The organism is Acinetobacter sp. GW821-FHT01C12 (assembly GCF_059422625.1).
The window spans coordinates 1-12,627 of sequence record NZ_JBWKXD010000010.1 but is presented as its reverse complement, the minus strand read 5'-3'; the positions used below and the strand labels follow the sequence as shown (position 1 = coordinate 12,627).

The following is a 12,627-nucleotide window of genomic DNA, read 5'->3' as shown; positions in this document are numbered from 1 at the left end:
GCTAATACTTTAGGCTTTAATACTGTGCTTGGTAGTTCACTAAAATTATAGAAAAATATCATCAATTTAAATAGCAAGCTTAATTTATCACGACGTAACTTGTCCATCTAAAGCGATTCTATGATTTAGGCGTTGTAGTTGTAATAAAACATGTCGCCATTTTAAAAGCTGACTGGCTAAATTGTGCTGTGTGGAATCTGATTTAAGTGAGTTTTGAATAAAGCTTAACCCCAAATCTGCAAACTTTTCAGCAAAATCATCCAGCTTAACCAGATCATCCGTATCCAGTTTTGAACGACCTGTATTTGCATAGAATTCAAACACGGCTTGTGATTCCAAGATCAAAAGGTCTAATGCAGATAAATGTTGCTGATGTTTCCATTGCTTTTTTTGTTCGAGCAGTTTTTCAATTCGACCAGTAATCAGCTCAACCAAGCTACTTTTCTTCTGTACAGGATGATCATAATCCAGACTGAATATTTTTAAACCTTTTGGCGTTGTTAAAAACACACTACATGGAATGAATTGAATCTGTTGCTGTGTTGCTTCGATACGCACTAACGTTGCGATAATTTTTTCATTATGAATCAGTTGGGTGAGATGTTTAATTCGTGCACGGTATTCTGGTTCTATTGGAATGACCAGTTTGAGTGCTCTATTTTCATCGTCAGTAATACGGTATTCAAAATATTGCTCTAGTTCGTTGAGTTCAGGTGCTGTGATACTTTTATGGCGAAGCAGTACATAACGTGATTTAAGCTGTTCTAGGCTTGAATGCGGAACAAGCATTTGCTGTAAAGATTGCCATGTTGAAATGCCAATATTCATTCGTTCTAAGTCAGATTGGCTAAGTGCATTGAACAAGCCTTTTGGTAAAAAACGAGTATCTGTGCTGGCACTAAGTTGTGTCTCTGAACTGGATTTTGCATGGGTTAATTCAAGTTGATGTTGGAGTAAAAAGCTGAGAGAACTTCCCCAAATTCCAGTATTGGCTGCACTGTGCATATCAAAGGTACGATCTAAATGATTGGCACGTGCCTGAGTCACTTCTTTGAGTTGTTGCTCTTTTACATCCCAGAAGCACACTGTTAGACCATGTGCACCACTCTCTGTATTCCACCATTCACAACCAAGAGGGATCAGATGCGCTATGCTTTCTTGTTGATAGTCACGTTGTACAGCACCACGAAGTTGTCGCAATGCTTCGGCTTGAACATCTGGATCTAAATGCTCAGTTTCTGACAGTGCAGCCAAATAGGCATACAAATGTGCCAATTGATTAAAAATCTGCTGCTCATCTACCTGTACATCTGCTTCCAAAAACTGCTTCATTGAGCCATGTAGGGCACGCAATAAGCTCCCTAAACGTGGTAAGTTTTGTGCGCGTGCTTGCATATTTAAAATATGCAGTGACATGACTATTTCTTTGGCCAGATGTGACAAACCTTGCTGAATAAAGTTTTGACAAATGAGTTTAAGTTCTTGGATCAGTACCTGATCATCAGGCGAAAGTTGCTGCGTAGAATTGTGTTGTTGCGCTGTTGTATCAATTGACCATTGCCATTTTTCAGGGGCATTTTTCAGAAATAAATAAGCAATACATGCCAAATGCCCAGCAACTTTTTGTTTGTCTGCAATTTCTGACAATATGCCTTCAAACCCTGTTGCAGGGTAGAGAACAACTGGATTGGGACTTAAATCGGTTTGAAAAGTGATTTTATGTTCTTGAATATCAATTTGACAGGATTCAGGTTGCAGCAACCAATTTTGTACAAATTCATAGGCCAAACGAATATTGGCTTTGCCTGCTTGTTTTTGGATTTTGCTTGGATCAAATTCTAAAACAGTTTCAAGGGTTGATGTTGTTGCTTGCTCAGATATCTTACCGTGTTGAGATGTTTCCTGTTGAGTTAGTGGTACTGCATTTTCTAAATTATTGTTAGGGCTATTTGCAGTAGTTAGTAGTGTTTCATGTTCCTGAACCCATAAAATACTGCTGAGAATATGTTTACAACAGCCTTGTGCTGAACAATTACACAGTGCTTTGGTGATACCTTCAAGGGGCAGTTTAACTTCACATTCTTCGACTTTAAATACCAGTTGATCGTGCTCTTGTTGCAGTAGTTCAACAGCATCTAAGGATTTACGGGCACGACGTAAAAGACCAGCATTACTGTGCATGGTTAGGCTGTCTTCATCGTATTGGGTATAAATATGCCAACTCATTGCATCACCTCTGCAAACCATGTTGCCAAATGTTCAGGGGTCATTGCTGCGATTTGCATACCGCGTTCTTGGAGTTTTTGTGCCATATTGATGTCATAAACAGGATTGGCTGCTTGATCCAGCGCAGCGAGTCCAAGTAATTTGCAGCCTTGTTGATTGAGTTGGCTGGTGGTGTTGAGCATTTGTTGAACGGAGGCACCTTCTTCAAAGTCACTGATCAAGACTAAAATACTGCGATTGGGTTGTTTAATTTTCTTTTGACAGTATTGCAAAGCTTGACCAATGTTGGTTCCGCCACCGAGTTGAATGGTCAGTAAGACTTCAACTGGGTCATGTGCCAAATGGCTTAAATCAACAATTTGGGTGTCAAACAGGACCAGACTCATATTGACCGCAGGGAGAGCTGCCAAAATACTGGCACATACTGCTGCATACATGATCGAATCCATCATCGAGCCACTTTGGTCGACACACAGTACAATTTCCCATGGCAAATGTTTCTGTACACGGGCATTAAAATAAGGGGTTTGGATAATCAGTTTTTGTAAATCAGGCTGATAATTCTTGAGATTGGCTTGAATGGTCCGTTTCCAATCAAAGTTTTGTGCCTGTTTAAGATGTGAACGCTTAAAACGATTACGACGACCTTGTAGCGCTTTTAAAAATTGTGTGCGGATTTTTTGTAAGAGTTCTTCCACGACTTTTTGAATTAATTCTCGAATCGCATCTTTCATTTCATTGCTTAAACGACCACGCATACTCAGCAAAGCTTTAGCCACTGCAGGGTTGGGTTCAAGTTGTCTTACATGCTCTGGGTTTTTAAATAACTCAGTTAACTCATAGCGTTCTATGGCTTGTTTTTGCATACGTTCAAAGGTCGATTTAGGGAACAGTTTTCGACTTTGGTTGAGCCAGTTAATCGCGTTAAGCTGCGAGGCTTCCAAACCGCCATGGCGATTTTTCCCTTGTTGGATACCACGACGTTTATATTCATTTTGGTAGAGATAATCGAGGTTGCGCTCAAGTTTTAGTTGATCGCCTGACAATGCCGCTGCTGATAAATTCTGGTCGGCATAGCGACCGAGCATCAAGCGCCAACGGCGTGCTTGATCCATTGCATCAAGAGAAGCGGGGGTATCTGAGTTTTCATCAAGATTTGGTTCAGGAGGTAATTGACTCATTTATTCACTCCTTGTTGTTCTGATTGCTGTTCAAGCTGTTGTTCTGGGTTGAGTTGTTCTGGATTCAGTTGTTTTGAGCGATTGCTTGCCCAGCGATCTAAGTGATCATATTCAAATATTTTTTGCAGTTGCTGGTTAAGTTGTATGCCTTGGAATACATCCTGTTCCCCAATATGACTGAGCACCTGATCGAGAATGACATCCTCTCCAAGTCCTGTGGTTTTTGCGATAATTTTCGATACTTTGGTGCTTTGCTTTGGGGTGAGCTGACTAAAGATATAGCGTAAATCAGGTAAAATCCGAATAAAGGTATCTTCCGTCCAATGACTGACCAATTGGTGAAGTGCATCAATTGCAACCTTGGATTGCACAAAGATTTCAGGAGCAATAAAAAACATGCCATGTAGGTACTGCACAGCGTCTTCAGGATCACTTCCCACTGCAAAAGCCAGTTGTAATTGTTGTTGAAGCTGATTTTGCTCAATTTGATGATCTAAAAACTGCAAAGTATGCAGCGCACCTTTGAGTGAACTAAGATGAAATTCATCAATTTTTGTCAGATCAATTTGGCTATACATCAGTTCCAGTAAATCTACATCTTGTGCATTTACAACTGCATGCTGTAGTGAAAGATTTCGTTGTTTAATATTTAAAATCAGTTCATGCAAGGTTTTTAAGTTGCTAAGATTTTGTTCAATTTTTTCTTCATGGGTATCGTAAATTTGATCAAGTAAAAAACAGGCCTGATAGACGGCAAAACTTAAACTTTGTATCACGATATTTTCGGGTAAATTTAACAGCTTGTGACCATGCCACAAATAATACAATTGCTGTGCTGCACCAATCACCGAGGCAAGGTTTTGATCACTTTCTAAAAAAGTATCGAGTTGTTGACTGAGCAATTCTAATTGCTGTTTTAATCCTAAGCGACACGCCAAAGCCAGCAATTTGGCAGTTTCAAAGGCAGATTGCCCGACACCTTTTGCTTCATTTTCTTGCTGTAGTTTAATAATTTTAAGTAGTGCAATTTGTTCGAGTTGATTGCCCATTTCTGCCAGTTCAATCAAACGCGCTTCGACACTGGGTGTCCATGCATAACGCCATTCCTCAAACAGCAAATCCAGACTGGCACCTTGTACAAAATCTGGACCTGAAATACGTTGAGCAAAATTACAGCCGACAAATTCCAGTAAATGCAAATATTGGCTAATGTCCTGATGTAAAGGTTTACGATAAATATCGAGTTTTCGATTGCGTAAAATGGTGTCATTTAAATTAAAACGATAGACTTTAATCTGTTGATAGGTATTTTGTAATAATGCAGGGCTGTGCTGATTTTGAGCAACCTTACCAAGCTGTTGCCCTCTTAAAAACTGAAAAATCAGGGTAAATAAATGCTGTTGTCCATCATCCATTTCCCCTTTAATTAAGGTGGATTGTAAGGCATCGAGGAGGTCATAACGGCTCGGTTGATAATGCCCTCGAAGGCAAGCCAATTGCCAAGCAAGTTCAGCGGTATTTTTTAGTGCGATATAAGGCGTTACATCCAGTGCATTTTCTTGGTTTAAAAAATGGCATAACTCATTTAAATATTGAAAAAATTGCAGTTGCGTTTGTTCAACCGTTGGATTGTTTGCAGATTTTAAATTTTGCCAATGTTGTTGATAATATGCAGGTGAGGGCATACCCGAAGCATAGCCATTTAAAGCATCTAAACGATCGAAACTATAGCGAATCAGCCAAGCTTGCTCTTGCCAGTTTTGCTTTTGATCTTGGACAATAAAACGTTCTGCTTGCTGTGGGGCTGCTAGATTTTCAATTAAGGCAAGACTATGAAAGCCACCCGTGATCACCAAAATTTTATGTTTGGGATCAATACTGTCTTGGATGCAATTCCACATCACATCTTCACGATGTAATGAAGCATCTTGTAAGAGTACCTCACGCTCATAATCCAGACGTGCCAATGAACACCAAGCAAAAACATCATCAAAAAATGTTTGAGCATGTTGCAGTTGTTCAACATTTTGCAGCTCGAATAAATGATCCCAAAGTTCATCGTGATTTCGGCAATGCATGGTTTCAGCAAGTTTTTGGATATATTGGCTATGTGCAAAATAACGTTCAGACAGCAAACTTTTTTGTTGCCAGTCCAAATCGGACTGTTGCGTTTTTAAGGCACTTTGTTTTGCCCAATCCAAGTCAATAAATTTAATGTTTGCTTGAATGAGTTTTGCCTGTTGGATGGCGACCCATTCAGGGGAGTATTCACAAAAAGGGAAGTAGGCAGAAAAGATTTCTGGTTGAACATCATCATCACTTTCATGTTCGTCGCCAGCATTCTCTTTATTTGCAGCGCCTTTTTTGGGAGAGGTTTTATTTGAAGAGCGTTGTGCTTGTGCAAATATAGCCACAGGAGGCTGAGTGGCTTGGTTCTGTAAGCTTTCAATTAAAAACTCAAAACTTGTTGGTGCTTCGATTAAAATGTGAGTGGGCTTCAGTTCATCGATATATTGTTTTAACGCGTATGCACAAGCGGGGCTATGATGGCGGATTGGCGCAAAAAAAATGTTTTGCTCCGCCATTTGCTGTTTCAGGTGAAATGCCTGTTTTAAGCGTTCAGGCATTTCACCTCTCTCTATATTTCGATCCAACAGCTGCATGATTAAAACTCTCGGCTGGCTTCATAGAAACTTTTCCAGTCGGCATCTTTACGTGCACGCTCTTTCACCACAGTATCCAAATAGTAACGTAGGCGTTTAGCGTCATCTGGATTATCTTTAAACACAACCCCAATTAATTGTTGTGCGAGATGTTCTGCTTTTAATTTTCCATCACTTAGATAAATCGCTTGTAGACCCGCCGCATGGGCAATATTGACCGCTTCAGCAGTAGACATAACAGCATCAGGCGTTTTAAGTGTTGCGCCTTGCAGACTTTGTCCTGTTCTGAGTTCATTGAAAATGGTCACCAAGAGTTCGATAACTTCTGGGCGAATTTGGATTTCACTGTATAAATCAGCAAGCTGGTTCTTAAGTTGTAATCCCACCAGTTCGATTTCAAATTTTTGGTCACGAATCGGTTTTACTGTTTCAAAGTTAAAACGGCGCTTTAATGCTGCTGACATTTCATGTACGCCACGGTCACGCAAGTTTGCTGTTGCAATGATGTTAAATCCTTGTGTCGCTTGCAAACTAAAATCTTGTCCCATTTCAGGGATCATCATTTGCTTCTCAGACAGTAAAGACACCAACACATCCTGAATTTCAGGTGGACAACGGGTGATTTCTTCAAAGCGGGCAATTTGTCCGTTTTTCATGGCATAGAAGAGCGGGGAGGGAATCAGTGATTTATCTGTTGGTCCTTCCGATAAAAGGAGTGCGTAGTTCCAAGAGTATTTAATATGGTCTTCGGTTGTCCCTGCTGTCCCTTGAATTGTGAGCTGAGAATTGGCTGAAATGGCAGCACTAAATAGCTCTGAAAGCATCGATTTTGCCGTACCTGGTTCACCCACCAACATCAAACCCTGATTGCCCATCAACGTAACCAAGGCACGGTCAACTAAGGCATCATCACCATAAAACTTTTTTTGAATATCCAGTTTAGCATCACCCAAGATAAATGAGCGAACAGCGTAAGCAGAAAGTTGCCAACCTACTGGCTTTCTATGTTGATCTTGTTCTTTTAAGCGTTCTAGTTCCGCTTGGTATTTTTGTTCTGAACTATGCTTAATTTGATTTTGAAAATTTTGCTTCATAATGATTCTATATATATTTTATCCAATGAATCTATCATAACTGGCAAAGGCTGAGATGACCACTGGTACATAAGTTGTTCGCGACAAATTGTGACATCTGTTTGTTATAAAAAGTATTTTTAAGTAAATTGAGTGCTGTAATTGCAAGTGAACTAGGGTTAGATTGTTTATAATTGTATAGTATGATGATCTGTATTGAAATTTTGTGAAATAGTGATTGTATTGATTCGTGAATCAGTACATTAATGTAAGCGTTGAGAAACTATTTAATACAAGCTTTAGTGTTTGAAAAACCACAGTTACGAGGGTGCACATGGCAAATTCTAATAAAAAACAATCAGGCGGATTTATTTCAAATGCTTTTGGCGTGGCCAAAAAGTTAAGCGAAACAGGCTTAAGTGTGATCAATCATGTTGCTCCTGGTACGGTGAGTAAATTGAGCCACAGTCCTAAAGATGAATCCGTTGTACAAGGTACTGCTCAAGAAAAAAGTGCTTTTGAACGTAAACAATATGAAAATCCTCAACAAATGCTACGGGAACATCTACCTAATGTAACTGGGCAGCTTTTGGGGAAACATTATAAAAAAATCAATAATGTCGCTTCGTTTATTTCACCAGATTTAAACGATAAATTGTCTGATTTTATTTTTGATAAGCTGAATGAGTTTGTTTCAGAACTGACTTCTGTAGAAGCTGTTCTAAAAGAAGTGGGTGCAAAAAGCTTGGCAGAATTGGCTAAGGATCCTGAACGTTCACAACGGATCAGTACAGCGCTGGCGAATCAGAATAAAATTATTGCTGCAATTCAAGGTACAGTGACAGGTGCGTTTGGCGGCTTAGGCGCAATTCTTGATGTACCTAGTTCACTGGCTTTGGCACTCCGAAGTGTTTATCACACTGGGCGAGCGCATGGTTTTGAGTTGAATGCAAAAGATCATGCTGTTGTTGAATACATTTTTAAACAAATTGATCTAGGCACTGTTGCTGAAAAACACACATTGATGGCGGCAATACGAACTTTTGCAGGGGTGTTGCAAACTCACAATGTGAGCCAATTGCAACAGCTATTAGGTTCAAGCAATGATATAGAGCTGTTAAAAAAATGGGTGGCAAATGAGGATGGCACATTTAAGTTGCCATGGATGAATAATCTTCCACATTTTAGCCTGTTGACACGACTCACCCCCTTAGCCACGATGGGCATCAGCGCTGCATATAGCTGGAAACTGGTCGATGATGCAACCGATAGAGCTCAAATCGTATTTTCTGGCGCAAGGCAATATCTGCTACAGCATTCTGATGAAAAAATTGATGTATTAGATGCTTATGAAAAATTTAGTCAATTGATCTCAGATGCACACCCCTTGCTTTTAGAAGACAGCAAAGCAGAAATGCTTGTAGAGAAAGTCGAGCCTCAGGTTGAAAATGAAGCAATTACTCATGTTGAAGTGAAAGAAAAAACCAGTGAAACTGTTGATGAACCCAATGCTGAGCAAAAAGTTGGACAGGGAATTCAAAAACTGGCTGAAACGCACATTGAAGATAAACATGCAACTCAACAGCAAGACAAAGCGACGCCCGTAAAACCTCGACGTACCGCGCAAAAGAAAGTCGCAGCAGTGGAGACCACTACAGCGAAAGCAACTGATGTGGCGAAAACATCGACAACTGCAAAAACTGTAACAAAAAAGCGCACCCCAGTGAAAGCCAAAGCTGCTACAGAAAATGCGGTAAAAGCGTCTGAAAAAACGCAAGAAGCTACTGAAACAAAATCAGAAAGTAAGCCTGAGTAAGTTAAATCATTCATTTAGCCAAAGCTTGAAATGGTCAATATTTGACACCATGTTGAATGTTGACCATTTTTACTTCTTGGCTTACAATTGCATGCCCTCAAAAAGTGGTAATTTTTTGAGGCTTTTTATTAACGGGAGAATTGCCATATGGCAACAACAAATCAGTTGATCCGTAAGGGTCGCACAACTTTGATTGAAAAATCAAAAGTTCCTGCGTTGAAGGCTTGTCCACAACGTCGTGGTGTTTGTACACGTGTTTATACAACTACACCTAAAAAACCTAACTCAGCAATGCGTAAAGTTTGCCGTGTTCGCTTAACTTCAGGTTTCGAAGTTTCTAGCTATATCGGTGGTGAAGGCCATAACCTACAAGAGCACAGTGTTGTTCTTATCCGTGGTGGTCGTGTTAAAGACTTACCAGGTGTACGTTACCATACCGTTCGTGGTTCTTTGGACTGTGCTGGTGTTAAAGATCGTAACCAGTCTCGTTCAAAATACGGTACTAAACGTCCTAAGAAATAATCTTTTAAAGATTAGCTTCTTAAGAATATAGAGCCGCAATCCTTTATCGTCTCGCTTGTCTGATTTCTGCATTAATTTTGTGAAATTCAAGCGACGTGTAGTAAGGCCAGCGAATAGCACACGACACTTTGTGCTGATGCTGGATAAACCTGAAGTGTCATATTTATAGGTAGATTAAAATGCCAAGACGTCGCGTAGTCGCTGCTCGTGAAATCCTTCCGGATCCTAAGTTCAGTAGCCAAACAATCGCTAAATTCATGAACCACGTAATGCAAGATGGTAAAAAGTCTATTGCTGAAAGTATCGTTTACGGTGCTTTAGACCGCGTTCAAGAAAAAAATAAAGTAGACCCAGTTGAATTTTTCGAGACTACTCTTGAAAAAGTTCGTCCTATGGTCGAAGTAAAAGCACGCCGTGTTGGTGGTGCTACTTATCAGGTACCTATGGAAGTACGCCCATCCCGTCGTACTGCCCTAGCTATGCGTTGGTTGGTAGATGCTGCTGCTAAGCGTTCTGAAAAAACTATGGCGTTACGTCTTGCTGGTGAGTTGCTTGATGCAGCTGAAGGTAAAGGCGCAGCGATCAAAAAACGTGAAGATGTGCACCGTATGGCTGAAGCTAACAAAGCCTTCTCTCACTACCGCTTCTAAGCGGCTAAAACAGTCCCTAATCAGGAGAATACTCATGCGTACTGCAGCACGATTTAACATCGCCCTCTACCAAAGTGGGGGATTTGCGGGTATTTAAGTTGCCCATTACGTATCGAGTATCCGTACGCATCAATGCTTCATTGATGCGTCCTGTTTTAAACAACAAAATTTAGGAATGCAAGAAATCATGGCTCGTCAAACCCCAATTTCTCGTTATCGTAACATTGGTATTTCTGCGCACATTGATGCCGGTAAAACTACAACTACTGAACGTATTTTGTTCTACACAGGTGTATCTCACAAAATTGGTGAAGTACATGACGGTGCAGCAACAATGGACTGGATGGAACAAGAGCAAGAACGTGGTATTACAATCACTTCAGCTGCTACGACTTGTTTCTGGTCTGGTATGGGCAAGCAGTTCCCTGAACACCGTATCAACGTAATTGATACACCGGGACACGTAGACTTCACAATCGAAGTTGAACGTTCTATGCGTGTTCTTGACGGTGCGTGCATGGTTTACTGTGCTGTAGGTGGTGTTCAACCTCAGTCAGAAACTGTATGGCGTCAAGCAAATAAATATAAAGTGCCTCGTTTAGCATTCGTGAACAAGATGGACCGTACTGGTGCAAACTTCTTCCGTGTTGTTGAACAAATGCGTACTCGTTTAGGTGCTCATCCTGTACCTGTAGTGATTCCAATTGGTGCTGAAGAAAATTTCCAAGGTGTTGTTGACCTGATCGAAATGAAAGCAATCATTTGGGATGAAGCTTCTCAAGGTATGCAGTTCGAATATGGTGATATTCCTGCTGATCTTCAAGCATCTGCTGAAGAATGGCGCACCAATATGGTTGAAGCTGCTGCAGAAGCATCTGAAGAGTTGATGGACAAATACCTAGAAGAAGGTGATCTTTCTAAAGAAGACATCGTTGCGGGTATTCGTACGCAAACTTTGGCTGGCGAAATCCAACCAATGCTTTGTGGTACAGCATTCAAAAACAAAGGTGTTCAACGTATGTTGGATGCTGTAATTGAATTCTTACCATCGCCTACAGAAGTTAAGCCTATCGAAGGTATTCTTGACGACAAAGCTGAAACTAAAGCGATTCGTGAAGCATCTGATGAAGCGCCGTTCTCTGCATTAGCGTTCAAAATCATGAACGATAAGTTCGTAGGTAACTTGACTTTCGTACGTGTTTATTCTGGTGTTCTTAAACAAGGCGACCCAGTATATAACCCAGTTAAGTCTAAACGTGAACGTATTGGCCGTATCGTACAAATGCACGCAAATGATCGTCAAGACGTTGAAGAAATTCGCGCTGGTGACATCGCTGCATGTGTAGGTCTTAAAGACGTAACAACTGGTGATACGCTTTGTGATGAGAAAAACATCATTACACTAGAACGTATGGAATTCCCAGAGCCAGTAATTTCTCTTGCTGTTGAGCCGAAAACTAAGGCTGACCAAGAAAAAATGTCTATCGCTCTTGGTCGTTTGGCTAAAGAAGATCCATCGTTCCGTGTACGCACAGACGAAGAATCTGGTCAAACGATTATTGCGGGTATGGGTGAGCTTCACCTTGACATCCTTGTTGACCGTATGAAGCGTGAATTTAACGTTGAAGCGAACATTGGTAAACCAATGGTTGCTTACCGCGAAACAATCAAAAAGAGTGTTGAGCAAGAAGGTAAATTCGTACGTCAAACAGGTGGTAAAGGTAAATTCGGTCATGTATATGTTCGTTTAGAGCCTATGGATGTTGAAGAAGCTGGTAAAGAATACCAATTCGCTGAAGAAGTTGTAGGTGGTGTAGTACCTAAAGAATTCTTCGGTGCGGTTGACAAAGGTATTCAAGAACGTATGAAGAATGGTGTATTGGCTGGTTACCCTGTTGTGGGTATCAAAGCGACATTATTTGATGGTTCTTACCATGATGTCGATTCTGACGAATTATCGTTCAAAATGGCAGGTTCTTACGCATTCCGTGATGGTTTCATGAAAGCAGATCCTATCTTGCTTGAACCAATCATGAAAGTTGAAGTAGAAACTCCAGAAGACTACATGGGCGATATCATGGGTGACTTAAACCGTCGTCGTGGTATGGTTCAGGGTATGGACGACTTACCTGGCGGTACTAAAGCAATTCGTGCTGAAGTTCCACTTGCTGAGATGTTTGGTTACGCGACTCAAATGCGTTCTATGTCTCAAGGTCGTGCGACATATTCTATGGAATTTGCTAAATATGCTGAAACTCCACGTAACGTGGCTGAAGGCATCATTTCTAAATTCCAGTCTGGCGGTAAAAAAGGTGACGACGAGTAATCTTTCGATTACTATAAGCCCAAACTAATTCATAGTTAAAAACCAAGTGCTCATGCAGTGACCCTGCATGAGCAGTTTAAAAAGGAAGCTCTCATGGCTAAGGCTAAGTTTGAACGTAATAAGCCACACGTAAACGTGGGTACAATTGGTCACGTCGACCATGGTAAAAC

8 protein-coding genes and 1 pseudogene are annotated in these 12,627 nt (G+C 40.7%); 5 read left to right on the top strand and 4 right to left on the bottom strand.

Annotation, left to right across the window (positions count from 1 at the left end; genetic code table 11):
- Positions 1-87 precede the first annotated feature (87 nt).
- From AC07WY_RS17610 to AC07WY_RS17595, 4 genes are read right to left on the bottom strand one after another with little or no spacing between them, the layout of a single operon-like run.
- Positions 88-2,226 (bottom strand): hypothetical protein, encoded by a 2,139-nt coding sequence (locus AC07WY_RS17610; protein WP_494736838.1) that lies wholly within the window; start codon positions 2,224-2,226, stop codon positions 88-90.
- A complete protein-coding gene (locus AC07WY_RS17605) occupies positions 2,223-3,407 on the bottom strand; it encodes a VWA domain-containing protein (protein WP_151956472.1) in 1,185 nt (394 codons plus the stop codon). The genes AC07WY_RS17610 and AC07WY_RS17605 overlap by 4 nt, the downstream gene beginning before the upstream one ends.
- Positions 3,404-6,070 (bottom strand): DUF5682 family protein, encoded by a 2,667-nt coding sequence (locus AC07WY_RS17600; RefSeq protein WP_494736837.1) that lies wholly within the window; start codon positions 6,068-6,070, stop codon positions 3,404-3,406. The genes AC07WY_RS17605 and AC07WY_RS17600 overlap by 4 nt, the downstream gene beginning before the upstream one ends.
- Positions 6,071-6,072: 2 nt before the next feature.
- Positions 6,073-7,164 (bottom strand): ATP-binding protein, encoded by a 1,092-nt coding sequence (locus AC07WY_RS17595; RefSeq protein ID WP_494736836.1) that lies wholly within the window; start codon positions 7,162-7,164, stop codon positions 6,073-6,075.
- 313 nt (positions 7,165-7,477) lie between these two features.
- Here AC07WY_RS17595 and AC07WY_RS17590 point away from each other — a divergent pair, with 313 nt between their 5' ends.
- The 5 genes and pseudogenes from AC07WY_RS17590 to AC07WY_RS17570 all read left to right on the top strand — a co-directional run.
- Positions 7,478-8,959 carry an EcsC family protein gene (locus AC07WY_RS17590; protein WP_494736835.1) on the top strand — a complete coding sequence of 494 codons (1,482 nt, stop codon included), beginning with the start codon at positions 7,478-7,480 and terminating at the stop codon, positions 8,957-8,959.
- A gap of 147 nt (positions 8,960-9,106) precedes the next feature.
- Entirely contained in the window at positions 9,107-9,481 is a 375-nt protein-coding gene (rpsL, locus tag AC07WY_RS17585; protein ID WP_004648013.1) for a 30S ribosomal protein S12, read from the top strand.
- Positions 9,482-9,660: 179 nt separating this feature from the next.
- Complete coding sequence (gene rpsG, locus AC07WY_RS17580) at positions 9,661-10,131, top strand: 30S ribosomal protein S7 (RefSeq protein WP_004655203.1); 471 nt, start codon at positions 9,661-9,663, stop codon at positions 10,129-10,131.
- 187 nt (positions 10,132-10,318) lie between these two features.
- Positions 10,319-12,457 (top strand): elongation factor G, encoded by a 2,139-nt coding sequence (fusA, locus tag AC07WY_RS17575; protein WP_004723654.1) that lies wholly within the window; start codon positions 10,319-10,321, stop codon positions 12,455-12,457.
- A gap of 93 nt (positions 12,458-12,550) precedes the next feature.
- A pseudogene (locus AC07WY_RS17570) lies at positions 12,551-12,627 on the top strand (hypothetical protein); the annotation flags it as partial.